The organism is Clostridium sp. Marseille-Q7071 (assembly GCF_965112025.1).
Genome location: NZ_CBCOPR010000001.1, coordinates 3,498,131 through 3,523,766, shown reverse-complemented (window position 1 = coordinate 3,523,766; position 25,636 = coordinate 3,498,131). Strand labels below are relative to the sequence as shown.

29 protein-coding genes and 1 pseudogene are annotated in these 25,636 nt (G+C 27.9%); 22 read left to right on the top strand and 8 right to left on the bottom strand.

What is annotated here, in order from left to right; translation table 11 throughout:
* Positions 1-97: 97 nt before the first annotated feature.
* From ACWPW7_RS16730 to ACWPW7_RS16695, 8 genes and pseudogenes are all read left to right on the top strand, one after another.
* Positions 98-472 carry a phage holin family protein gene (locus ACWPW7_RS16730; protein ID WP_291559932.1) on the top strand — a complete coding sequence of 125 codons (375 nt, stop codon included), beginning with the start codon at positions 98-100 and terminating at the stop codon, positions 470-472.
* A gap of 373 nt (positions 473-845) precedes the next feature.
* Positions 846-1,343, top strand: coding sequence for a hypothetical protein (locus ACWPW7_RS16725; RefSeq protein WP_454054422.1), 498 nt, complete (start codon positions 846-848; stop codon positions 1,341-1,343).
* 284 nt (positions 1,344-1,627) lie between these two features.
* Positions 1,628-2,056, top strand: a complete 429-nt coding sequence (locus ACWPW7_RS16720; protein WP_454054421.1) for a Fur family transcriptional regulator — start codon at positions 1,628-1,630, stop codon at positions 2,054-2,056.
* Positions 2,057-2,066: 10 nt separating this feature from the next.
* On the top strand, positions 2,067-3,032 hold the full coding sequence (locus ACWPW7_RS16715) for a metal ABC transporter solute-binding protein, Zn/Mn family (RefSeq protein WP_454054420.1): 966 nt from the start codon (positions 2,067-2,069) through the stop codon (positions 3,030-3,032).
* Between the two features lies 1 nt (position 3,033).
* Positions 3,034-3,720, top strand: a complete 687-nt coding sequence (locus tag ACWPW7_RS16710) for a metal ABC transporter ATP-binding protein (RefSeq protein WP_291559922.1) — start codon at positions 3,034-3,036, stop codon at positions 3,718-3,720.
* Positions 3,717-4,534, top strand: a pseudogene (locus tag ACWPW7_RS16705) (metal ABC transporter permease). The gene ACWPW7_RS16710 and the pseudogene ACWPW7_RS16705 overlap by 4 nt, the downstream one beginning before the upstream one ends.
* Positions 4,535-4,538: 4 nt before the next feature.
* Positions 4,539-5,108, top strand: coding sequence for a TIGR03943 family putative permease subunit (locus tag ACWPW7_RS16700; protein WP_454054419.1), 570 nt, complete (start codon positions 4,539-4,541; stop codon positions 5,106-5,108).
* 419 nt (positions 5,109-5,527) lie between these two features.
* Entirely contained in the window at positions 5,528-5,806 is a 279-nt protein-coding gene (locus tag ACWPW7_RS16695) for a DUF1599 domain-containing protein (protein WP_454054418.1), read from the top strand.
* 136 nt (positions 5,807-5,942) lie between these two features.
* On the opposite strand, the gene ACWPW7_RS16690 is transcribed toward ACWPW7_RS16695, so the two are convergent.
* Positions 5,943-6,290, bottom strand: coding sequence for a DUF3147 family protein (locus ACWPW7_RS16690; protein ID WP_454054417.1), 348 nt, complete (start codon positions 6,288-6,290; stop codon positions 5,943-5,945).
* Between the two features lie 12 nt (positions 6,291-6,302).
* A complete protein-coding gene (locus tag ACWPW7_RS16685; RefSeq protein ID WP_454054416.1) occupies positions 6,303-6,575 on the bottom strand; it encodes a metal-sensing transcriptional repressor in 273 nt (90 codons plus the stop codon).
* Between the two features lie 378 nt (positions 6,576-6,953).
* Here ACWPW7_RS16685 and ACWPW7_RS16680 point away from each other — a divergent pair, with 378 nt between their 5' ends.
* Both ACWPW7_RS16680 and ACWPW7_RS16675 read left to right on the top strand, forming a co-directional pair.
* Positions 6,954-7,094 (top strand): hypothetical protein, encoded by a 141-nt coding sequence (locus ACWPW7_RS16680; RefSeq protein ID WP_163247953.1) that lies wholly within the window; start codon positions 6,954-6,956, stop codon positions 7,092-7,094.
* A 158-nt stretch (positions 7,095-7,252) separates the two neighbouring features.
* The gene (locus tag ACWPW7_RS16675; RefSeq protein WP_454054415.1) at positions 7,253-7,636 is read left to right on the top strand and encodes a hypothetical protein; all 384 of its coding nucleotides are present in this window, start codon (positions 7,253-7,255) and stop codon (positions 7,634-7,636) included.
* Between the two features lie 178 nt (positions 7,637-7,814).
* On the opposite strand, the gene ACWPW7_RS16670 is transcribed toward ACWPW7_RS16675, so the two are convergent.
* Both ACWPW7_RS16670 and ACWPW7_RS16665 read right to left on the bottom strand, forming a co-directional pair.
* Entirely contained in the window at positions 7,815-8,291 is a 477-nt protein-coding gene (locus tag ACWPW7_RS16670; RefSeq protein ID WP_454054414.1) for an N-acetyltransferase family protein, read from the bottom strand.
* Positions 8,292-8,522: 231 nt separating this feature from the next.
* Positions 8,523-8,939, bottom strand: coding sequence for an NUDIX hydrolase (locus tag ACWPW7_RS16665; protein WP_454054413.1), 417 nt, complete (start codon positions 8,937-8,939; stop codon positions 8,523-8,525).
* A 95-nt stretch (positions 8,940-9,034) separates the two neighbouring features.
* On the opposite strand from ACWPW7_RS16665, the gene ACWPW7_RS16660 reads away from it, so the two are divergent.
* The 7 genes from ACWPW7_RS16660 to ACWPW7_RS16630 all read left to right on the top strand — a co-directional run bounded on the left by ACWPW7_RS16660 (position 9,035) and on the right by ACWPW7_RS16630 (position 13,144).
* The gene (locus ACWPW7_RS16660) at positions 9,035-9,349 is read left to right on the top strand and encodes a hypothetical protein (protein WP_454054412.1); all 315 of its coding nucleotides are present in this window, start codon (positions 9,035-9,037) and stop codon (positions 9,347-9,349) included.
* 461 nt (positions 9,350-9,810) lie between these two features.
* Positions 9,811-9,972: a hypothetical protein gene (locus ACWPW7_RS16655; protein WP_291559902.1), complete on the top strand. Its 162-nt coding sequence runs from the start codon at positions 9,811-9,813 to the stop codon at positions 9,970-9,972.
* Between the two features lie 7 nt (positions 9,973-9,979).
* Complete coding sequence (locus ACWPW7_RS16650) at positions 9,980-10,153, top strand: hypothetical protein (protein ID WP_291559900.1); 174 nt, start codon at positions 9,980-9,982, stop codon at positions 10,151-10,153.
* Positions 10,154-10,365: 212 nt separating this feature from the next.
* Positions 10,366-10,551: a hypothetical protein gene (locus ACWPW7_RS16645; protein WP_291559898.1), complete on the top strand. Its 186-nt coding sequence runs from the start codon at positions 10,366-10,368 to the stop codon at positions 10,549-10,551.
* A gap of 20 nt (positions 10,552-10,571) precedes the next feature.
* Positions 10,572-10,925, top strand: a complete 354-nt coding sequence (locus ACWPW7_RS16640) for a hypothetical protein (protein WP_291559895.1) — start codon at positions 10,572-10,574, stop codon at positions 10,923-10,925.
* 188 nt (positions 10,926-11,113) lie between these two features.
* Positions 11,114-11,980 (top strand): DMT family transporter, encoded by an 867-nt coding sequence (locus ACWPW7_RS16635; RefSeq protein ID WP_454054411.1) that lies wholly within the window; start codon positions 11,114-11,116, stop codon positions 11,978-11,980.
* Between the two features lie 27 nt (positions 11,981-12,007).
* Positions 12,008-13,144, top strand: a complete 1,137-nt coding sequence (locus ACWPW7_RS16630; protein WP_291559891.1) for a ComEC/Rec2 family competence protein — start codon at positions 12,008-12,010, stop codon at positions 13,142-13,144.
* Positions 13,145-13,245: 101 nt separating this feature from the next.
* Here ACWPW7_RS16630 and ACWPW7_RS16625 read toward each other — a convergent pair whose 3' ends face one another.
* The 4 genes from ACWPW7_RS16625 to pflB form a co-directional block, all read right to left on the bottom strand.
* Positions 13,246-14,334, bottom strand: a complete 1,089-nt coding sequence (locus ACWPW7_RS16625) for an AI-2E family transporter (RefSeq protein ID WP_454054410.1) — start codon at positions 14,332-14,334, stop codon at positions 13,246-13,248.
* A gap of 89 nt (positions 14,335-14,423) precedes the next feature.
* Positions 14,424-14,918: a hypothetical protein gene (locus ACWPW7_RS16620; protein WP_454054409.1), complete on the bottom strand. Its 495-nt coding sequence runs from the start codon at positions 14,916-14,918 to the stop codon at positions 14,424-14,426.
* Positions 14,919-15,221: 303 nt separating this feature from the next.
* Positions 15,222-15,968: a pyruvate formate-lyase-activating protein gene (gene pflA / locus ACWPW7_RS16615; protein ID WP_454054408.1), complete on the bottom strand. Its 747-nt coding sequence runs from the start codon at positions 15,966-15,968 to the stop codon at positions 15,222-15,224.
* Between the two features lie 123 nt (positions 15,969-16,091).
* Entirely contained in the window at positions 16,092-18,320 is a 2,229-nt protein-coding gene (pflB, locus tag ACWPW7_RS16610; RefSeq protein WP_454054407.1) for a formate C-acetyltransferase, read from the bottom strand.
* A gap of 677 nt (positions 18,321-18,997) precedes the next feature.
* Between pflB and ACWPW7_RS16605 the strand changes: the two genes are divergently transcribed.
* The 5 genes from ACWPW7_RS16605 to lonB all read left to right on the top strand — a co-directional run bounded on the left by ACWPW7_RS16605 (position 18,998) and on the right by lonB (position 25,603).
* Positions 18,998-19,873, top strand: coding sequence for a hypothetical protein (locus tag ACWPW7_RS16605; protein WP_454054406.1), 876 nt, complete (start codon positions 18,998-19,000; stop codon positions 19,871-19,873).
* A 258-nt stretch (positions 19,874-20,131) separates the two neighbouring features.
* Positions 20,132-21,424, top strand: a complete 1,293-nt coding sequence (gene tig / locus ACWPW7_RS16600; protein WP_291559879.1) for a trigger factor — start codon at positions 20,132-20,134, stop codon at positions 21,422-21,424.
* A 153-nt stretch (positions 21,425-21,577) separates the two neighbouring features.
* On the top strand, positions 21,578-22,165 hold the full coding sequence (gene clpP, locus ACWPW7_RS16595; RefSeq protein ID WP_291559877.1) for an ATP-dependent Clp endopeptidase proteolytic subunit ClpP: 588 nt from the start codon (positions 21,578-21,580) through the stop codon (positions 22,163-22,165).
* Between the two features lie 19 nt (positions 22,166-22,184).
* Positions 22,185-23,477: an ATP-dependent Clp protease ATP-binding subunit ClpX gene (gene clpX / locus ACWPW7_RS16590; RefSeq protein WP_291559875.1), complete on the top strand. Its 1,293-nt coding sequence runs from the start codon at positions 22,185-22,187 to the stop codon at positions 23,475-23,477.
* 440 nt (positions 23,478-23,917) lie between these two features.
* Entirely contained in the window at positions 23,918-25,603 is a 1,686-nt protein-coding gene (gene lonB / locus ACWPW7_RS16585) for an ATP-dependent protease LonB (protein ID WP_291559872.1), read from the top strand.
* Positions 25,604-25,636 lie beyond the last annotated feature (33 nt).

Here is a 25,636-nt window from a genome sequence, read left to right as displayed (position 1 = left end):
AGTATTAAATATATATTCTTCATTATTTATTATATTTCTCAATTATATGAGCATACTATAATATGTGACAATAAAAATTTATAAGGGAGGAATTTTAATGGAACAAGATAAAGAAAATAAAAGAAATGATTCAAATAATAATAGTATTTGGGGGTGGATAGTAAGACTAATATTAGTTGCAGTTGTTTTAGGTATAACATCATTTTTCACACCTGGATTTACTATTCATGGATTATGGTCATTTTTGATAGCTGCACTTGTAATAACTGTATTAGATTATTTCGCAGAATCACTTATGGGAGTTGACGCATCTCCTATAGGAAAGGGACTAAAAGGATTTGCCATTGCTGCTGTAATAATATACTTAACACAATTTTTAGTTCCAAATATGAGAGTATCTATAATAGGAGCATTATTAGCAGCTATAGTTATCGGAATTTTAGATGCACTATTACCTGGAAGGATAATGTAATCTAACTATTTCGTAAAATACTTTATTTGAAATACATTTTTAAAAAGTAATCATATTTTTAAAGTAAGTGAGTTAATTTTATATTAGATTGAGATCTAGAAATATTGAGTATTTAGTTTACTTTAAATAATACATAAGAGCTTGCAAAAGCTCTTTTTATTATGTTTAGAATATCGCAAAGTTATATTAAACATTTAATAATGTATCCATATATTAATATAAAATATGTAATAATAATTTAAGAGGATATTAAAATTATTTATGTAGATATTTCCAAAAATATATGATAATATAAATTTTGGAATTGAATATATTATATAGCTAAAATATAAATAATATTTAGTAAATTATCATTTTAGATAGGAGAGTAAATATGGATAAAGATTTTTTTATCAGCCAAAATGAACAAGAGTTTTACCCAGAGGTTTCTTGTGGAATAGCAAGCTTATCAATGTTGTTAAAATATCATGGTATATCAGAATGTGAAGATTTTAAAACCTTAGGTGAAAAATTAAATTTTAAGTTATCTCCTAAAGAAAAAGGGTATGATGAAGATGATTCGCCTTGTGGGGTTTATCCAGAGGATATTTTTAAATTTTGTGTTGAAAACAAAATTAAATTTAGAATGTCTTTCTATGATGATGAATGGAAAGAATCTTTAAAAATAGCGCCTATTATGGTTCTTCTTACAGGTGATGAAGAAGAATTTGGACTTAGAAATAGCCATTGGGTTGTATTAATAGAGAGAAACAAGGACTACTTTACGTACTATAATCCTTGGTATAAAAAAGAAAATGAGGAATATATAAAGCATATTTGGTACAAAGATTTTCACAGATATTATACAGGAATAGCTTGTCAGATATTGTAATCTTATAGGTAGTATGAATAGGTATAATAATTAAGTATGCGAAATAAAAAGGACTATCTCAAAATAGAAAATAATTTCTATTTTGAGATAGTCCTTTTTATAATGTGGATTATTATGACATCATAAACCTAATTGTCAAGGAAATTTTAAAATTAAATCTGAAATATTTTAAATAAAAGGATATGAAAGAAATATGCTTATTTATTAAATGATATTGACAAATAAATTAAAATAGTGATATTCTTATTAAAACTGATTCCGAGTTTCGATAAGGAGGTATTATTATGTTAAGTACAAATAAACAATCCAGTATTTCAAGAAATACTAAGCAAAAAGCACTAATACTTGATTGTATGCAAGATCATAATGGAGAACATATTACAGCTGAAGAAATTATTGATATTTTAAAAGCGAATGAAACTCCAGTAGCAAAGTCTACAGTGTATCGTTATCTATCACAATTAGAGGAAAGTGGTTTAGTGAGAAAATATTTGCTTACAGAAAATCAACCAGCTTGTTATCAATTCATAGGTGAAAATACAATATGTCAAGAACATTATCACCTCATGTGTCAATCTTGTGGTCAGATTGTACATTTTGAAAATTCTGCACTTCAGAGATTGTTTGAAGGTATAAAGTCAACAGATGGATTTACTATTGATGGACGTAGAACTGTATTTTATGGATTATGTAAATCCTGTGCAAGCTCATAGGAGGATAAAAATGAAAAAGTTATTAGCTATTTTTACAATTGCAGCAATGATGTTTTCTCTTACTGCTTGCAATAACACAAATGAAAATCAGAAAGTTAGTGATCATAAACTCACTATTGTTGCATCACTATTTCCACAGTATGATTTTACACTTCAGATTGTGGGAGATAAGGCAGATGTTAAATTACTCTTACCACCAGGAATAGAAAGTCATACTTTTGACCCTAAGCCTAGCGATATGTCAAATATTTATAATGCGGATATGTTTATATATACGGGTAAATATATGGAACCTTGGGCTGAAAAGGTGGTAGAAGGGGGAACAAATAAAAATTTACTAGTAATTGATGCATCCAATGGTATTAGTTTGGTAAAAGAAGAACATGACCATGATGAGCATAAGGAGGACCATGAAGAAGATCATCTGGCTGAGGATGAACACCATCACGAATATGATCCACATATTTGGCTTGACCCGACTTTAGCAATGAAGATGGTTGACAATATCGTAGCTGGACTTTGTGAAAAAGACGTCATCAATGCTGAATTCTATCGTAAAAATGCAGATAATTATAAAAAAGAGTTACAGAAATTAGATGATGATATTTTTAAAGTAGTAAAAAGTAGTAAACGGAACACATTGGTATTTGGAGGACGTTTCGCCTATAGTTATTTTCTAAATCATTATGGTTTAAAGTACGAATCTGCTTATGATTCTTGTTCCACTGAAGGTGAGCCGAGTGTCCAAACCATAACTTCCATTATTGATTATATAAAGAAAAATAACATTTCTTGTATATATCATGAAGAGTTTGTAGATCCAAAAGTAGCCAAGTCTATTGCACAGCAAACAGGTATCTCAGCAGAACTTTTTAGTACAGCACACAATTTATCAAAAGATCAACTAGAGGATAAAACAACCTACATTAATATTATGCGTGAAAATCTTGAGAGTATCAAAAAAGGGCTGAATTGATATGTGGATTTTAAAAGTTTCCCACCTAGACATATTTTATGAATCCGTATTGGCTGTAAAAGATGTGAGTTTTGAAATAGCCGATGGAGATTATTTTTGTATTGTAGGATCAAATGGATCAGGTAAAAGTTCACTAGTAAAAGGTATATTAGGACTTGTACCATTTAATAGAGGAAAAGTGGAATTTAATATATCAAAAGAGCAAATAGCTTATTTACCTCAGATTAGCACAATTCCTTCTGATCTGCCTGCTACAGTTTATGAGATCGTAATTACGGGAAGACAAAAAAGCGCTAAGAGAATCCCTTTTTACTCAAGAGATGATATAAAAGCGGCAAAAGAAGCTATAGCACTTTTAGAAATAACAGATATATCAAACAAGCAAATTGGAGAACTTTCAGGTGGTCAGCAGCAAAGAGTACTGCTGGCCAGAGCACTATGCAAAAATCCTAAATTATTAATTTTGGATGAACCTTGTTCTGGTTTAGATGAAGATATTACGAAGAGTTTATACAATATATTATCAGACTTAAACACCAAGCATAATATCACAATTTTAATGGTTTCTCATGACTTAAATAAAGTTAAAGATTATGCCAATGGTGTAGCTGTAATGGATAATCACTTAAGATTTTGTGGGAACATAGAAGAGTGGCAAGTTTTTAGAAGAGGGGATATAAGAAAATGACAATAAATAAAATATTTGAAATTTTTAGTTATCCTTTCGTTACCCGTGCTTTGATTGTAGGTTTACTGGTATCTCTTTGTGCTGCTCTTCTCGGTGTGGTGTTGGTATTAAAACGTTACTCATTAATTGGGCATGGTCTCGCAAATGTTGGATTTGCATCACTATCTTTTGCTATGTCTATGGGACTATCTCCTTTATATACATCTATGCCTGTAGTAATTGTAGCTTCATTTATCATTGTCAGAAAAAAGGTGTAGCTGGAGATGTAGCTATTGGAATTGCATCAACAGCTTCTCTTTCAGCAGGTGTTATCATAACATCTATAACAAGAGGATTTAATATAGATGTTTGCAACTACATGTTTGGTAGCATATTAGCAATGAATAATTTTGATATTTTATTGAGTGTTATAGTATCAATCTTGGTAATAGGGCTTTTTATTTTATTTTATAATAGGCTATTTCTCATAATTTGTGACGAGAATTTTGCCAAAGCTTCCGGTATTAATGTTACAATGTATCAATTTCTAATCTCCTTCTTAACAGCTCTCACTGTAGTGGTCGGAATGAGGATTATGGGTACGCTTCTCATTTCAAGTCTCATCATTTTTCCTGCTATAACTGCTAAAAAAATGGTCCATAGCTTTAAGGCACTAGTAATTACTTCTGCCATTATTTCTGTGGTTTGCTTTATCATTGGAATAATAGTGTCCTTTATTTTCAATATGCCAACGGGGGCGAGTATTGTTACAGTAAATATCGTCATGATGATTTTTTCGGAAGTTGTGAGCAAATGCATTAGAATAGGGAGATGAAAAAATGAAGAAAATGTGTTTAATGACACTTATTTTTGTATTGGCTATAAGTGTAGGTGGTTGTGGCACTTCTAATCAAAGTATGCTTAATAACTATTTGGATAAAGAGACAGTTGATAATTCTATTGCACCTGATACATCGAGTAATACACATGATTTAAATGGGCAAAGTGAAAAAAATATTGATAGAGAGGACTCTAGTTCTGAAAAGCAATCAAGACCTAAGGCCGATATTATAATTCGCGATAATTTCTTTCTTGGACAACTTGATGATATGTATATTAATTTAAGTAGTTATAAAGGTAAGATTATTCAATATGAGGGATTTATATACAACTTAGCAGAAGAGAATGCAAAGGAACCATTTGCTGTTTGTCGTAAATATTTTTGTTGTGGTACAGATGCATATCTTGTAGGTTTACCATGTGAATTTAATGGGTATATACCTGATAATAACCTTTGGGTGGTTGTGACGGGCATATTAACGGAAGATGATCAAGGTCGCTCCCCTTATTTGAAAGTAACAGATTTATCCACCTTAAGTGAGCCAGGTAATGAATTTATATATAAATAAAATTTTATAAAGGTTTAGTATAAAAAGTATAACTGCTTCTAAATGTAAATAGATTAAATAATAAATACTTTAGCAAATAGAACTGTATATTGTATTTTTTATATTTAATAGGTAGTTTTTTAGAAATTTCACTTGTCTTACGAAAAGAAGATTTTTTTACTGATTATTTATATCTTTGATATAATTCCTTATTAGTACAAGTTATTTTTGAATTTTTTTCGATTATTGTTTTGATATTTTAAATGAAAGTAATTGTTTTTTTTTGATTTCAGTGTACGTTATAATTTTATTCGAAAAATTTATAAATTAATTATGAAATATTTTAAAAGAACTTAAAATTAAAGTACAAAAAGGCTTAAATAAACAAAACTTGTAGAATACTATATATAGTTAAATAGAAATGTTAAGGGGAGATAAGTATGGATAAATCATCTAAACACATGGAAATATGTAAAGAACTAAATAGCTTATACACAAGAAAAAATCATGACTATGGGGATAGCTTTGGTAAGGGATTTAAGGAATATGGTATGGTAATGCCAATAATAAGATTGGAAGATAAATTAAGTAGACTTAAGGCATTAATTAAAACAGAGAATAAGGTCGATGAGAGTATAGAAGATACATTAATGGATCTAGCTAATTATTCTATAATGACATTAATAGAATTAAAATATGAAAAAAGCCATATAAAATGAAGTTAAAAGTGTATTGACAGAAAAAGTTAATACTTACAGTGAAAATTATACATATATTATACCTATTAAAAAGATTAGATTTTAGAAAAGCATCTAGTTAACTAAGGGCTTTTTTAAAATCTAATCTTTTTAGAATTTATAAATTAATTCCAACTTTATTTAAAATATAAGAGTAGGCAGTATAAAAAGTAATCATAGCAATAGATGAAAAAATTATTGATTTAATAAAGCTAAAGTCATGTTTAAGCAAAATAGCTAAAACTATAAAAAATAATATTGAAGGTAAAATCATAAAACATATGGATGAGGATAAGGAAATTACTTGATTTATGTCTTTAGTATCACTATAAAGCCATATTAAAGCTAATATAGAAGTTATAGGTAAGGATATAATGATAGCTCCAACAAAAGGAGATTTCTTGCTAATAGTAGATACAATGGCAATTAGAAGAGATGATATTAATGTTTTTAAAATAAATTGCATACTATATCTCCTTTATTTTAGAAATTTATCTAGGGCATTTTTAAAATCAGTAATAACTTCTGTATTATTAGTTTCTATAGCTTCTATAACACAGTGATTAATATGATCTTCCAGTATTATTTTTCCAATATTATTTATAGCAGAACGGACAGCTGATATTTGAATTAACAATTCACTACAATCCCTACCTTCTTCAGCCATGCGCTTCACAGCTTCCAAATGGCCTATAGCTCTAGACAGTCTATTAATTACATTTTTTTGTTGTGGATGATTATGATTATGCATATAATTTTCTCCTTTCATATCCCCATGGGGGGGATGTGAAAATTATATCACTAAGCTTAACAAAAGGCAAAATAATATGCTGTAAATGTAAAATTTAAAAAAAGTAAGATTAGTTCATAATTTAAACATCAAAATTAGTTATGATATCTTAAAACATATTTATATAGGATTTATACATTATATTAATAATTAAAAAAGAGTAAAAAATATAAAAATGTAAATTAAATTAAAAGAATTCTTAATAATTTTCAAAATTATTATATAGATTCATAAGGGAAGTTTCTTATTTAAGAACTTCATCATAAGTTAACTAAAAATAATTAAAGGAATAGATTCTTTTTATATGGTGATTCTAACAGTATAGAAGGAGGAATATACATGACTAATAAACGTAAATTCACTAAAAAACAAATGGCATCATTAGGATTAAAAAAAACTGAAAACGGTGATTATGATTATATAAATCCAGAAGAGAGAACCAATTCAAAATATAGATCTATAAAAAAAGAGTCTAAATAAGACTCTTTTTTTATCTATATGTATATTAAAAGTGAAAAAACTCGCAAAAAAGTAAAATTTATAATAGTATGTATGAAAATGGTTGAATATATAAGATCCTTTATATTACAATGATATAGAGAGATAGTTGAATATTACTTTATAAAATGGGGATATTTATGAAGGTTAAACGTTCTAAAATATTATTAGTTTCAGCAATATTAGGTTTATTATATTCAATATACATTATATCATATTTTAGTAATGGAATATTTGGTAGTAAAGGAAGTACGGAAGTTTTAGGGGCAGCTATAGCAACAGCAGTAGTTACACCACACATAATTTTAGTTGTTTTAGCAACAATTTTTAATTGGATAGCATATTTTTCAAATAAAAGAGGTTTTGCACTTACAGGTGGAATTTTGTATGCGGTAGGTGGAGCTATTTTTATTATGTATATTATATTTGTTATTCCATCAATGATATTAAGTTTTGTTGGATATGCGAAGTTAAAGAAGATTATAGAAATAAATAATTCTATAACAATTGACGATAAGAAGTAACAAAAAATATATAGTTTAAATATAAATTTTTCAACTATCTCAAGTGAAGCAATTGATAGAAATCATATAACAGTTGATTTAAGTTACAGCACAGATGAGCGGCACATGTACATGAATCATTATTTTAAACATATGATTAAAAAGTAGTTATAGGTTTTCTACCTATAACTACTTTAATTTAATCTAATAATTTCTTTATGAATAGTACTCTATTTCCACCATTGCCATCATAATTTCTAGTTACAGAAATTCCATCAATCTCATTATCTCCTTTTTCTACTTCAAATCCCATTTTTTTATGAAATGCAATAGAACCTTTATTTATAGGAGATGTTACAGAATGAACTGTAGTACAACCTAGTTTATTTGCTGCATTAAAGAACAATTCATATAATTCTTTTGCAATTCCTGATTTTCTATATTCTGGATGAACTCCTATAAAGTGAATATATGCTTCAGTTGGATAACTTTGTGATATAAAACCAATTAAAAATCCTATAATTTTATCATTTTCTTCTGCTATAAAACTAGTATTTTGAAAATGCTTGAAAAATAATCTAGGTAACATATCACTCATATGCCTTCCACCCCACCAAGCATCTATTACTGTTATAACTTCTGTATAATCGGACTCTTGCACTGTACGAATATTCATTTTTAATACCTTCCTTTTTAATAATATAACTTTATAATAAAATATTTTAATATAAATTGTAATATTAATTATTAGATTATAATAGAATAAATAGAAATTCGCTAAAGAAGAATTTCTTCCTAAATACTTCATTATTAGCTATTAATTCTTAATTTTTAGGGATTAATCTATTTTTATAGAAAATTTTCTTTCCAGAGTATATTTTCAATTTGCATATTGAATACCTATCTATTACATTTCAAAGGTAATGTTTTTTTCATATAAATATGGTTGAATATTAGGATAGGTTAGATTCTTTGGAAGTTCATCGAATAGTTTTACTTCCGCAATCTCTGAAATTGGTAAAATACCCATTTCACTTATTTCGCAGAAAAATAGCCTCCCAAATAGTTTTCCATTGGAATCATTCATTGAATAATCACAAACAGGTTTTAGTGTGAATTCTTTTGCACCAGTTTCTTCAAACAATTCTCGTTTAGCGGTATTATTAATAGTTTCTCCTATTTCTCTATGACCTCCTGGAATTTCCAAAGGTTTCCTCCCTTTATGTCTAACATAAACCCATTTTCCTTGATATATAGTGCTTATTACTGCAAATGTTAGTTCTTTATCATCAATTTTACCTATTTTATAAAACTCTATTTTCATAAATTTTCACCTTTATTCCTTATCGCACGATTACATTATAAAATGATAACATAAATACTTTAATTAGTGTAATGGCCCTTTTTATTAGCTTTAGTATGGCATATTTCAGTTTATTAGTTAGTAGTAGTAAAAATATTGAAGAATTAAAATCTAGAACTTCTTTAGATTATGAATTTAACAATAATCCTGTATATTTATTTCAGATATTAATTATAGATTTAACTTATTCAATATTTGTGGAGATAATATTATTAATTATTTTATTTATAGAAAAATTTATTATAATTGTTAGTTCAAATATTTCGATATACATTCAATTAATAATAAATCAAATAATATTAGTTCATATCTTAATGATATTAATAAGAAATATTAAAAATATATACTTAATATTTTGGAAACCTAATTAAAAAGAGTTCATCGAGAGCTCTTTTTTATTTTAATATTTCTTTTATATAATGTTTAAATTGCATTAGAAATATATAGTCTTTAAGATTGGAAAGTATGTAGCAAAAAAATATATATGAATAATTATTTAGTTTTTATTTTTAAATAAAAGTATGACGAGCTATATTTGGGAATAGGATATATTAAATACCAAAATTTTATAAAAATTACTAAAAATTCTTGTGGCTGCTTACTACACGTAGTATAATATAATTAAGGAGGTGATCCCGTGGCTGTGCTAATTGATCTATTAGATTTAGTGTTAAAATTGTTAGGCGTAGTGATTGCAATACTAACGATAAAAAATCTAAATCAACAAAATAAAAAGAACGCCCCTAAGTCCAAAAAGAAGCGTTCTAAATAACTTGAGGAAAGGAGATAGAACTCCTTCCTATAGAATAAATTATAGCACACCTAAAATTGAATGGAAAGAAAAATAGAAGTTACTGAATTAGTAGTAATTTTTTTTACAATAACATGGTTAGGAAGAACATGCTTTAGTAGAGCAGGGTTATTAGATTTAATTGGGATACCTATAATGTTATTAGCAACAATTAAGATATTTACTAAATGGTTTAAAAGGTGATTTAATAATGGAAAAGACGAGGCAAACTTTAGCAAATCAAAATTGGGAAAAGAAAAACAGAGAATATGCTAGTTATTTAAAAAGTCGCTCTAGTGCAAGAAGCTTTATAAGAAATAAGGCAACATTAGAGGATTTAGAAGAACTAAAGACATTAATTAAAATAAGAGAAAATGAAAAATAAAATAAGATAAAAAATAGTCAAGTATAAGATAAGAGATATATATCTTATCTTATACTTATATATTTTAAATTTTAGTAAAATATATAATTTTAAATTTCTCAGCTTTTGCTGAGAAATATCCATAATTGTGAATTGCGAACTGTGCATTGTAAATTCAATAGTTCTACTTACTAAGAAATCCTCATAAGTTCATAATAAAGGAGGATTTATTAATGAGAGAACAGCAAAATTCAAAAACTTTGATAGATATAGAGGATTCTTTAGACCAGATAGATTTAGAAGAATGTAGAAATGAAAAGAAAAAAATAAATTGTAAGCCTATAATGTGGGCTATGTTAGGTATAGGAACATTATATTTTTTATACATCATATATAGAACTTTTGGAGGTTATTTATAAATATATTCGGGAGGGGTTATATGGAAGATACTCGTTACGGACAATATACTATTTATAAATATGAGATTGAAGAGAGGTATCCTTATAATATTGAGGCACAAATTGAATATGCTAAGAGCAAGGGTGATAAACAATTTTATATAATGTTTTTATGTGAAATCTGTGAAAAGATTTCTAATAGTGCTAATGGAGCTATAGAGAGTTTCAATTTTACCCCCTATCAAATTAATTCTATTTTTAAAGCCTTAGCTTTTGCTATACAAAATATTGATATAGAAGATGATGAACATAAGTTAAAATATATAGAAAGTAAATTGATTCCTACAGTAGGTGGTATAATAAGACAAAGTAAAGGAAGAATAACAGTAAAATAATAATCATAAAAACTTACAGCTTATGCTTGTAAGTTTTTTCTTTTTAAAAATGTCTAATATTAAATATCTGTATTAAAAAATTGAATTGTTACTTAAATGTTTAAAAATTTAGAATAAATTATTAACACTATTAAAAAAAGCCGTTGTAAGATAAAATTAATATAGTACAAAAGAAAGGATGTGAAGTTATGGACAATAAAACAAAGGGAATATCATATATGCTTTTAGCATCTTTTTGCTTTGCTATAATGAGCCTTTTAGTTAAAATTGCAGGGGACGTACCTTCCGTTGAAAAAAGCTTTTTTAGAAACATAGTTAGTTGCGTTGTTGCTTTAGTACTTATTATAAAGAACAAGGAAAGTTTCTTTGGAAAAAAGGAAAATCAGAAATATCTATTAGGTAGATCTATATTAGGAACATTAGGGGTAATATTATATTTTTATTGTATAGATAACATGGTATTATCAGACTCTTCTATGTTAAATAAGTTAAGTCCCTTTTTTGTTATAGTTTTTTCTGCTTTATTTTTAAAAGAAAGGATAACTAAGGTTCAATTAGCTGCAATAATTACAGCTTTTTTAGGAAGCTTATTAATAATTAAGCCATCCTTTAACATGAATATAATGCCTGCATTAATAGGTGTTGCTTCTGCAGCTTTTGCGGGAGGTGCATATACATTTGTGAGATTTTTAAGAGATAAAGAAAAATATTATACTATAGTTTTCTATTTTTCTTTTGTATCTATATTATTTAATCTTCCTTTGATGATAATGGTATATAAACCTTTAACTTTAAATCAATTATTAATATTATTAGGAGCAGGAGTTTTTGCTTCTATAGCACAATTTTCATTAACAGTAGCATATAAATATGCACCAGCTAGTGAAATATCTATATACGACTATGCAAATATAATTTTTACAGCTTTATTAGGAATGTTCTTACTAGGAGAAATTCCAGATTTATTAAGTATATTAGGATATGTAGTTATAATTTCAGCTGGATTTTTAATGTTCATGTATAATAAAAGAAAAGTTGAAAAATTAAGTTCATAAAAACTAAGGAAATTAGGAGGGATACAAATGAAGAAAGGAATTTTTAAAATTAAAAACTTATTTATATTTATAATTTTAATAATGACTTCTATATTTTTAATTGGATGTGCAGAAATATCTTTAGAAGAAGGAAATGAGGAAGATGTAGTTGCAGATTCTACGGGGAAACTTACAGTGCACTTTATTGATGTAGGGCAAGCAGATAGCATTTTAATAGAACAGGGTAACTCTACAATGCTTATTGATGCTGGTAATAATGATGATGGAAAGATTATTAAGGATTATCTAGGAAAAAGAAATATAACTAAAATAGATTATTTAGTAGGTACACATCCTCATGAAGATCATATAGGTGCTATGGATGATGTTATTTACGGCTTTGAAATAGGAAAGATTTTTATGCCTAAAAAAACTTCTACTACAAAGACTTATAGAGATGTAGTAACAGCTGCTAGTAAAAAGTCATTAAAATTTACAGCTCCTAAAGTGGGAGATAGCTTTAAACTAGGAGAAGCTACTTTTACCATATTAGCACCTATAAAAGATTATGAAGATGCTAATGATAGTTCAATAGTTTTAAAGATGAAATACGGAAATAACACATTTTTATTTACAGGAGATGCAGAAGGTCCTTCAGAGCAGGATATTTTAAATAAGAAAAGTGACTTAACCGCAGATGTTTTAAAATTAGGGCATCACGGATCGAGAACTTCTTCCTCAGATAAATTTTTAGATGCGGTGAATCCTAAATATGGAGTAATAACTTGTGAGAAGAATAATGATTATGGACATCCCCATATTGAAACTGTGAAAAAAATGAAAGAAAGAAATATAAAACTTTATAGAACAGATGAGCAAGGCACAATTGTAGCTACTAGTGACGGGAAGAAAATAACTTTTAATAAATCAGTAGCTAGCTATAAAGAGGGAGTAAGAAAAAATAAAGAAGAAAATAATATCCAAACAAAAAATGAAGGTGATAAGAATACTATTAATAAAAGTAATAATTCTAGTAAAATAGTATACTTTACACCTAAAGGAAAGGCATATCACTACAAGAAGGATTGTAGCACTTTATCAAATAGTAAAAATATATTAGAGGGTAGTTTAAAAGATGCTAAAAATCAAGGAAAAAACAATCCTTGTGAAAAATGTGCAAGCTAATAAGTAAATATATGTATATAAATAAAAGATGCGACATTGTCACATCTTTTTATTTAATAAATTATAATTATAAAATATTTAAGATCAATAAATATTTTGGTTTAATTTGATATTTCTATGTCTTTAGATCTTTGTTTAGATCGAATATAGTATTGATAAATATTTTTAACTAATATTTTAATAATGTTATATATTGGTACTGCTACAAAGGCTGCAAAAAATCCACCTAAGTATACACTTGCGGTAATTACTATAATTGTTGTAAGTGGATACATATGAAGCTGATTGCCTGTTATATTAGGAGTTATTATATTGCCTTCAAGTTGTTGAACAATTACTGCTAATATACCTATTTTAACAGCCATTGGAAAACCCATTCCTAGAGCTATTATTAAAGCAGGAAATATTCCTAATATAGGGCCTAAGAATGGAATAAATGAAGTTATAAAGGCGAAGAAAGCTAATACAAAAGCATTAGGCATTCTTATTATCAAATATCCTATAAACATCAATATACCTATTATACAGGCAACCATCATCTGAGCTGTTATATATTGTTTAAGTACTGTATCTATTTCTTTAGCGATTTTTATTATAAAGCTTTTAATCTTTACAGGTAATATTTTAACAAAGGAATTATAAATTTTGTACTCATCTTTTAATATATAGAACATAATAATAGGAATAAGTATTAATTGAGCAAAAAAATTACTTACAGAACCTACTACGCCTGCAACCCCTATACTTATATCTAAAAATGAACTAGTTATAAAAGATGCGGTTTTCTTAAGAACATCATCAATTTTTAATAATTCATTGAGTTTCGGATATAAATAATTATATTTTTCTGATAAGTTTTGAATACTTACAGTAAGATTTGTAACTAAGCTTGAGCTTTCTTTTGCTATGGTAGAACTAGCATAAGTGGATATACCTATCAACAATATTAATATAGATATTATAGTTATTGTTGTTGCTAATCCATTAGAAATATTTTTAGATTTCAGAAACCTATTTATAGGCCTTAATATATAATATAAAAATATAGCTAAAATAGCTGGTATTAATACAGCATCTTTTAAACTAACTAAAGGTGTAAAAATAAAGTCTACTTTAGTCAATAAGAAAATCATTAGTAGGGCTAAGTTTATTATGATAAGATATAAAATTGTTTTGTTTTCTTTTAACATATTATCCTCCAATAGTATTTAATATATTTAGTATTTTATTATATTATGTAATACAAAATAAAAGCCCATTTCGGTATGGGCTTTTAAAACTATTGCATTGATTTTAAATCAATAATTTTACTTTTTTTAGGCTTTAAATTTAGTGCATCCATTATTCCTTCGTATTCTGATTCAACTGCTTGGAAAATAACAGATAAAGTTTCAAATACAATTTCAGCATCAAAATTATTGTTGAAAGGAATGGAAGCTTTTGCACTGACTACGTTTTGATCTTCATAGAAAGAAACATATTTATAAGTAGAATTTAAATCATTAAATAATTTATAAAGTTTAATTTTTGCATTTTCATCACTTGGTGTACTTGTTATGTGAAATACATATATATCAGCTAGAGTATCATCATCTCTTAAAGCTATAACCGCTCTTTTTTCTGTTCCTCCACCTAAAACTGGTTTTTCAACACCATCAACAGTTATTTTCTCAGGAAAAGAGAAGATAGTAAATTCATCTATATTCATTCCTTTATTCATAGGTATTTGGTGTTCTTCAATGAATTTTTCAAAAGCCTTAGTGTTTAGTCTCATTAGCTTGTCCCCTTTCAATATAGCGAGAAATAATTATAAAATAATTCAAAATATATATAATGGTTACATTATCTCATAAAGTAATTAATAAGTAAATATCAAATATTATATGATTGATAAATGATAATTATTACCAAAATGTGGATAAAGTTGTGGATAATGTGGAAAAAAATGTAATAAATAAATAAAATTACTTTTCCTATATAATTAATTAAAAAGGAGGGCTTTAGAGGTTTAATATAAAAAAAGGCTTAACTCTAATTAAAAGCTATTTTAGAGCTAAACCTTTTTTGTATTATTAGGTTAGGATACTTTTATATTAGTTTTATCTAAATCCACAAGAGAATATAAATAGGATTCTAATTCTTTCGTTTTTTCTTTATCCATAGCTGGAACATCTTCCAATTTATATTTCATACCCAAAGCTTCATACTTATTTACTCCTAATAGGTGATAGGGAAGAAGTTCAATTTTATCCACATTTGGAATTTCTTCATTTATTATTTTAGCTATTTTTTCTATATGCTCTTTAGAATCCGTATGATCAGGGATAATTACATGTCTAACCCAAACTCTAGTAGTGCTTTTTCTAAGAGCCTCTAAGAATAAGTTAACATCTTTAGTATCTTGTCCTGTTAGTTTAATATAACCAGTACTATCTATATGCTTTATATCAAGTAGAACTAAATCTGTGTATTTTAATATTTCATCATAATGACCATGTCCATAACCAGCAGTATCAATGGCAGTGTGTATTCCATGCTGCTTGCATTGTTTTAACATATCAAGTAGAAATTCATCTTGAAATAAAGGGTCTCCACCAGAAAATGTTACTCCACCACCTGAATTTTTAAAGTAGGGTTTAAATCTAATAATTTTTTTTACTATTTCATCAGAGGTCATCTCATTGCCACCATTCAAACTCCAGGTGTCTGGATTATGACAATAAGCACATCTTAATTTACATCCTTGCATAAATACTATTGTTCTTATACCAGGACCGTCTACAAGTCCCATGCTTTCAATTGAATGAATTCTTCCTTTTACCATAATATCTTCTCCTTAATTAGGCATTTATATAGTTGTATTAAAAAAACCATTAGATTAAAGTTAATAGCTTTTTTAATACAGTAGAATTACCTATATTAGTATAGGTAATTCTACTTAAATTAATTACATTGATTCATGGAATGTTCTGCTTATAACTTCTAATTGTTGAGCTTTAGTCAATCTGTTGAAATTAACAGCATATCCAGAAACTCTAATTGTTAATGTTGGATATTTATCTGGATTTTCCATAGCATCTAATAATGTTTCCCTATTTAAGACGTTAACGTTTAAGTGGAAAGCACTTTGTCCGAAATATCCGTCCATTATAGACACTAAATTACTAACTCTTTCTTCTTCAGTTTTTCCTAATGCATCAGGAATTATTGAGAATGTATTTGAAACTCCATCTTGACAAGATTCCTTGTAAGGAATTTTAGCAACTGAGTTTAATGATGCTAAGGCACCATTTTCATCTCTTCCATGCATTGGGTTAGCACCTGGTGCAAATGGCTCGCCAGCTTTTCTTCCATCTGGAGTAGCACCAGTTTTCTTACCATAGACAACATTAGATGTTATTGTTAACACTGATAATGAGTGTTCAGCATCTCTATATGTCTTGTGCTTCTTTAACATTTCAGAGAATTTTTTAACAACTTCTACAGCAATATCATCAACTCTATCGTCATCATTTCCGTATTTAGGAAAATCTCCTTCAATTTTAAAGTCTATAGCTATTCCATCTTCATTTCTAATAGGAGTAACTTTAGCATATTTTATAGCACTTAACGAGTCAGCTACAACTGATAATCCTGCAACTCCAAAAGCCATAAATCTTTTGATATTTGTATCGTGTAAAGCCATTTGCCCAGCTTCATAAGCATACTTATCATGCATATAGTGAATTGTATTCATTGTATCAACGTATAATTCAGCCACATATTCAAGAACTTCAAAGAATTTAGTTTTAACTTTTTTGTAGTCAAGAACTTCATCACTCATCTTATCTAGACCTTTAATTACAGTGCTAAATGTTTTTTCATCAATTCCACCATTAATAGCGTATAATAGTGATTTACCTAAATTAGCTCTAGCTCCGAAAAATTGCATTCTCTTACCAATTTCCATAGCTGATACACAACAAGCAATACCATAGTCATCACCATATACTGGTCTCATTATGTCATCATTTTCATATTGAATTGCTCCAGTTTCGATTGACATTTTTGAACAATATTTTTTGAAGTTTTCTGGTAATTTTTCTGACCATAAAACTGTCATATTTGGCTCTGGTGCAGGGTTTAGATTAATTAATGTATGCATGAATCTGAATGATGTCTTAGTTACAAGTGGTTTACCATTTACGCTAACTCCACCAATTGCTTCTGTTATCCAGTTTGGATCCCCAGCAAATAGATCGTTATAATCAGGAGTTCTTAAATGTCTAGCTATTCTTAACTTTATAACAAATTGATCAATTATTTCTTGAGCTTCTATCTCTGTTATAATACCCTTTTCTAAATCTCTTTGAATATATATATCTAAGAATGTGCTAACTCTTCCTAATGACATTGCAGCACCATTGTTTTCTTTTATAGCTGCTAAATATGCAAAATAGGTAAACTGTACAGCTTCTTTAGCGTCTTTAGCAGGCTCTGAAATATCTATTCCATAAGAAGCTGACATAGCTTTTATATCTTCCATAGCTGCAATTTGTTCATTAACTTCTTCTCTTTGTCTTATTAAGTCATCTAAAGCTGGTCCTTTAAGTTCAGCTAAATCTTTTTTCTTTTCATTAATTAAAAAGTCCATTCCATAAAGTGCAATTCTTCTATAATCACCAATAATTCTTCCTCTTCCATAAGCGTCAGGAAGACCAGTTAATAATCCAGCACTTCTAGCTGCTCTTATTTCATCAGTATAAGCATGGAAAACACCTTGGTTATGAGTTTTTCTATATTTAGGGAAATATTTGTTTATTTCTTCATTTAATTCAAATCCATAAGCTTCTAAAGATTGTTCTACCATTCTAAATCCACCAAATGGATTAACTATTCTTTTTAGTGGAGCATCTGTTTGTAGTCCAACAATAACTTCATTAGCTTTATCTATATATCCAGGAGCAAAGTTATTAATTCCAGATATTTCATTAACTTCAACATCAATTATTCCTTTTTTTATTTCTTCTATTATTAGTGCATGAGTTTTATCCCAAACCTTAGCAGTTTTATCTGACATTCCTACTAAAAAAGTATCATCACCTTCATATAATGAATAGTTCTTTTGAATAAATTCTCTTACATCAATAGATTCTTGCCATAGCTCGCCTTTAAAGCCTTCCCATTGTTTAAACATTTACTATTCCTCCTAATATATTACAATTTAAAAAATAAAACAGTTCTTATATTTAACTATAACAGCATAAGGCTAAATATAAATTTATTTAACGGTATTTATTTACGATTAATAATTATTTTATCTTGTGTTATAATTGTATTACTAATACAGAACTAATTCAATAGATTTTTATATTTTCAGAATATTCAAACTTAAATAATAATTACTACTTTTCATGCATGATAACGTATACTAAGTAGTTGATATAGTAATGTTGAAATATAAAATTCAAAATATGTCATTTTTCATAGAGAGAATTGAAAAAGAAGAGGTGTAAACATAAAATATGAATGAAGGAAAAATAAAAAAATTAATAGTGTGTAACATATGAAAATAAAACTGTTTTGTATTTTGACTAATACAGTTTTAAAAGGATAAAAAAATCTATAAAAATAAAAGTCAAAAGGTATTAAAAACAGATATTAAACTGTTATAATTTGTATGTTATATTGTTATTTATACTGTTTACCTAATATGTGTAATAATAAGTTACAGTAAATTAATAAAAAAATACTAATTCCAATAAAAATGAGTTATAATAGAATGAGTAGAATTAAATAGCTATTTGAAAGGATGCTTTAAAAATAATATTCCATTTTATTTATGCTATTATACTGAGTATGGAGGGAAGACAAGTGGGAAGAAGAAAACCTAGCATGTTTAGTAAGAATTACGAAAAACAGATGAGGAAAAGAAGAAGAAGATATGTAATGCTAATTTTAGCTTCTGTTGCAGCTGTTATAGTTATAGTATTTAGCTCACCAATAAAACAAAGCTTATTAAGTATAAAGGATACTATGATATTAAATAAAGATAATAAAAATAAAGATAATAAAGATGAAAAATCAGAAACTGCTACGAATAATAACAAGGAAGATAACAAAGATAAAATAGATAATAAAAGCGAGGAAGAAAATAAAGAAGAAAATAAAGAAGAAAATTTAAAAGAAGAAAAAGAAGAAGCTAATAAGCAAAAGACATTACAAGAAGAGAAAGAAATTAAATTAAGTGATAATGCTACTGTAAAACTTGTTATAGAGAATAAAGATAATGATAAGAGAATTATATCTATTAACAATGCTGAAAATACTACGAGTGATATTAGTCCCTCTGGAAAACAGGCTGTTTTCGAAGAAAAAAAGGAACAGCGAATCTTCTTAATGAATGTAAATGGAGATTTAAAGGAAATAACAAAAAAAGAATATGTATCTACAGAAAATGAAATTTTTTCTAAAGAGTCTGTACTTCAATATAACCCCGGATATCTATGGGGTAGCAATCCAAAATTTGTAGATGAAAAAAATATTGCATATATAAGTTATTTACCATGGATAAATGAGGATAAAAATCAATATGTATGGATGATGAATTTACAAAATTTAGAACATACCGCTTATTATAATTTAACAGGTAAAGATATTAAATTTGGAAAAATTGAAGAAAAAGGATTAATTATTAATATAGATGGTAAGGTGAATTTTTTAAAGGGTGAAGGAAATATAGTTTATTAATAGGAAAGTTTGTAAATTTACTTGAAATTTTATATGAATTTATTGTATAATTTGAAACAAACTCTACAATTTATATTATTTTGTAATGTCAATTTATATGTTTTAGAGTAAGATGTATTAATGGTGTCAGTTGTATTATTTGCAATATTAGGATTTAGCGTTATTAAAAAAATGACAATTAATCTATGTAATTATTAAGAAAGTATGGTATAATCTATTAGGTTAATATTCATTTATGATATTAGGAGGAAGAAAACAATGAACGTTAAAATGGAAAAATTAGAAAAAAACGTTGTAAAACTAGAAATAATCGTTGAAGCTGAAAAATTTAATGAAGCTTTAAAGAAATCTTTTGCTAAAAATGCTAAGAAATTTAACATACCAGGATTTAGAAAGGGTAAAGCTCCACTTAATATAGTAAAAAAATATTATGGAGAAGGAGTATTATTTGAAGACGCGATAGACATGATATATAGAGATACATATCCAAAAGCGTTAGAAGAAAATAACATAAATCCAATTGATTACCCATCAATAGATATAGTTCAAATTGGAGAAGGAAAAGAGTTCATATATACTGCAGAGATAACAGTTATGCCAGAAGTTGAACTTGGTGAGTACAAAGCTTTAGAAGTTAAGAAAAATGAATACAATGTAACTGATGAAGATGTTGAAAATAAATTAAAAGAAGTTCAATATAGAAATGCAAGAGTTGAAGTTAAAGAAGATAAAGTTATAGAAAAAGGTGATATAGCTATTATTGACTTTAAAGGATTTACAGATGATGTTGCTTTTGAAGGTGGAGAAGGAACAGATTATGAATTAGAGATAGGTTCAGGTACATTTATAGACAATTTTGAAGAACAATTAATAGGTTTAAAAGCTGGAGACTTTAAAGAAGTTAATGTAACTTTCCCAGAGCAATATGGAAGAGAAGAATTAAATGGAAAACCAGCTAAATTTGAAGTTAAAATTAAGACTGTTAAGGTAAAAGAATTACCTGCTATAGATGATGAATTTGCTAAAGAAGTTTCTGAATTTGAAACATTGGAAGAGTATAGAAATGATATAAAAGCTAATTTAGAGGAAGCAAATGAACTAAGAGTAAAAAAAGAATATGAAGAAGCTGTTATAAATGCAGCAGTAGCTAATGCTAAAATTGATATTCCAGAAGTTATGGTAAACAGGGAAATAGATGGAATGTTAAAAGATTTAGAAACTAGATTACAATATCAAGGATTAGACATTCAAACATACTATCAATTCACAAATACAAGTGAAGAAGGTTTTAGACAACAAATGAAAGAAGTTGCTACAAATAAAGTTAAAACTGAAGTTGTTATGGATAAAATAGCTGAAGTAGAAAATATAACAGCAACTGAAGAAGAAGTTAAAGCTAAGGCTAAAGAAATGGCTGAAATGTATTACGGAGCTTCAGAGGCAGATAAAACTGCTGAGTTATTAATAAACTCTCAAAAAGAGTATTTACAACTTCAAGTTACTACTGAAAAAGTTAAAGATATGTTAGTTGAAAGTAGCAAAGCTATCTAAATTTTATAATAAAACATATTTAAGAGAATTAATTGCCAGAGCAATCTGGCAATTAATTTTAAATATATAGGATTAAAGTTAAATTATAAGGATAAACTTAAATAGTAGAAGTTTTGTGCTATAATTTATAATATATAAAAAGGAGGATGTTGTATGAGTTTAGTACCAATGGTTATAGAGCAAACTAATAAAGGCGAAAGATCTTATGATATTTATTCTAGACTTTTAAAAGACAGGATAATATTTTTAGGCGAAGAAGTTAATGCTACCACTGCTAGTTTAGTTGTGGCTCAATTATTATTTTTAGAGTCAGAAGATCCAGATAAGGACATACATTTATATATAAATAGTCCAGGAGGCTCAATTACAGATGGTATGGCTATATACGATACTATGAATTATATAAAGCCAGATGTATCAACAATTTGTACTGGTATGGCTGCTTCAATGGGAGCATTTTTATTATCTGCTGGAGCAAAAGGAAAGCGTTTTGCACTTCCAAATAGTGAAATAATGATACACCAACCATTAGGTGGATTTAAAGGTCAGGCAACTGATATAGATATTCATGCCAAGAGAATATTAAGAACAAAAGAAACTTTAAATAGAATATTAAGTGAAAATACAGGCCAATCACTTGAAAAAATTCAAAGTGATGTCGAAAGAGATTATTTCATGACCGCAGAGGAAGCTAAAGAGTATGGATTAATCGATGAGGTTTATGAATTTAAAAAGAAATAGCAGTTAGAGAGGTGTAGACATGCCAAGAAATGATGAAAAGAAAAAGTTCAAATGTTCCTTTTGTGGTAAAAGCGAGGAACAGGTTAGAAGACTAATAGCTGGTCCAGGTGTTTATATATGTGATGAATGTATAGAACTATGCTCTGAAATCATCATAGATGAAAAAGAAGATGATGTTCAAATTGACATGGAAACACTACCAAAACCAGACGAGATTAAAAAATATCTTGATCAATATGTAGTTGGGCAGGATGATGCAAAAAAATCTTTAGCTGTTGCAGTATACAATCATTATAAAAGAATTAGTTCAAATATAAGCGAAAGTGATGTTGAGCTTCAAAAGAGTAATATACTACTTCTAGGACCAACAGGTTCAGGTAAAACACTTCTTGCTCAAACCTTGGCTAAAATGTTAAATGTACCATTTGCTATTGCAGATGCTACTACCTTAACAGAAGCAGGATATGTCGGAGAAGATGTAGAAAATATATTATTGAAATTAATTCAAAATTCTGATTACGATATTGAAAGAGCAGAAAAAGGTATCATATATATAGATGAAATAGACAAGATAGCAAGAAAATCAGAAAATCCTTCTATCACCCGTGATGTATCTGGTGAGGGTGTGCAACAAGCATTGTTAAAAATATTAGAAGGAACTGTTTCATCAGTACCACCTCAAGGTGGAAGAAAGCATCCACATCAAGAGTTTATTCAAATTAATACTTCAAACATACTGTTTATATGCGGAGGAGCTTTTGATGGCTTAGAAAAAATAATAACTAGAAGAACACAAAAATCTTCTATGGGATTTGGAGCCAAAGTTCAATCTAAGGAAAATATAGATATAGGAGTATTACTAAAAGAGATAATGCCTGGAGATTTACTAAAATTTGGTTTAATTCCAGAGTTTGTAGGAAGATTACCAATAGTTGTTACATTGGAGGCTTTAGATGAAAATGCTTTAGTTAATATATTAAGTGAACCTAAAAATGCTCTTGTTAAACAATATAAAAAATTATTTGAAATGGATAATGTCCAATTAGATTTTGATGAAGCTGCATTGAAAGCAATTGCTAAAGAAGCTATTAAAAGAAATACTGGAGCTAGAGGATTAAGAGCTATTATAGAAGAAACTATGAAGGATATTATGTTTGAAATTCCTTCAAGGGAAGAGGTAGAAAAAGTTATTATTACTGAAGAGTCAGTGAAAGATAAAAAACCTCAATTCGTAATAGCTGAAAGTGGAAAGAGAGCTCCATTAAAATTAGAAGCTAAAAATAAGGTTAAAAGAGGTTCAGAGCCGGCTTAATACAGGATAATGTACCTCAAGTTAAAATTTATGTAAGCTTTTATTTAAAGTTTGTAATATAGAGTATGAAAATAAAGTTTAGTCCTAAAATAATTTTGATTTAGGACTAAACTTTTTTTAATATAAGTACTTTTAAGGTGATATTTTGAAATTATAACAAAATTAAAATCTAGAAATTTTATGTTATGTTAAGAATCTTACATAAACAGTTGGTTAAATATTGTGCTAAATAATGAAAAAAATAAATTATAATTTCATCTTATAATATTTAAAGCTTATATATAAGGAATTATTTATAATTTAAAATGCTTTTTTATTACATTATGGAATATAAAATTGTGCAATTGTAAAGAATAGTAATATATTTAAAAGTTATCTGGAAAATTTATCTAATGAAAGGAGGATTAGCTTAATTTTATAGAATCTAAGCTAAATTATTTATGAGCGATAAATTATTATTCTTTACTATGGGAATACAAATGGTTTTTACAATTATAATAGGGTTGTACTTTTTTAATGCTTTAAAGGGTCAACAAAGCAATAAGGTTGTAATTAACAAAGAAAATCAAAAAGAAATAGATAAATTAAAAAAAATGAAGAGCATATCATTATCTATGCCTTTAACAGAGAAAAGTAGACCTAGTAGCTTTGAAGAAATAATAGGCCAAGAAAAAGGAATTAAAGCACTTCAGGCAGCTATTTGTGGGCCTAATCCACAACATGTAATTATTTATGGACCTCCAGGAGTAGGAAAAACTGCAGCTGCAAGATTAGTCCTTGAAGATGCTAAAAGAAGAAAAACATCTCCCTTTAAAGAAGAGGCTAAATTTGTAGAAATAGATGCTACAACTATTAGATTTGATGAAAGAGGTATAGCGGACCCACTTATAGGTTCGGTGCATGATCCTATATATCAGGGGGCTGGGCCATTAGGAGTTGCAGGTGTGCCACAACCAAAGCCAGGAGCTGTTACTAAAGCACACGGGGGTGTACTGTTTATAGATGAAATAGGAGAGTTACACCCTATAGAAATGAATAAGTTATTAAAAGTTTTAGAAGATAGAAAAGTATTTTTAGATAGTGCATATTATAATTCAGAAGATCAAAATATGCCTAGTTATATAAAAGAAATATTTGATAATGGATTACCAGCGGATTTTAGGTTAATAGGCGCTACAACTAGAAGCCCTGAAGAAATAGCACCGGCTATTAGATCGAGATGTGTAGAAATTTTCTTTAGAGCTTTGCAGCCAGAAGAAATAGAAATAATAGCAAATAATGCTATGAAAAAAATAGGACTATTACTTGAAGAAAAAGCTTGTGAATTAGTAGGATTATATTCTACTAATGGAAGAGATGCAGTCAACTTAATACAATTAGCTTCAGGAATCGCTATTAATGAAAATAGAGATACTGTAACAGTAAGTGATATAGAGTGGGTTATTGAGAACGGTCAATATACACCAAGACCAAATAAAAAAATAAAGGAAAGTCCTCAAGTAGGTTTTGTAAATGGATTAGCAGTATATGGAGCAAATATAGGTTCTGTAATGGAGATAGAGGCTAGTGCCAGAGCAGTAAATTTAAGAAAGGGAAAAATTAAAATTACTGGAATTGTAGAAGAAGAGGAGATCAGTGGGCATAATAAAAAAATAAAAAGAAAGAGTACTGCTAGATGTTCTGTAGAAAATGTTTTAACAGTACTGGAAAGATTTTTTAACATAGATACTGACAAATATGATATACACGTAAACTTTCCAGGGGGTTCGCCAGTAGATGGACCTTCAGCAGGTATTAGCATAACAACTGCTATCTATAGCGCTATAACAGGAGTAGCTATAGACAATAAAGTTGCTATGACAGGAGAGATTTCCATTCATGGCAATGTTAAGCCTATCGGTGGAGTAAATGCTAAAATACATGCAGCTAAGAAAGCAGGAGTTACAAAAGTAATAATACCAAAAGAAAACTGGCAAGAAAGTTTTAAAGATATAGAAGGCGTAAAAATTGTTGCAGTAACCAATATAGAAGAAGTAATAAAAGAAGCTTTAGTCAAGGAGAATGTTGTAAATATTCCAGTGGAAAATGGAGTAGATATTCTTACAGCTCAGTCTGCAGATATGTAAATATTAGGCTATGTATTAAATACATAGCCTAAA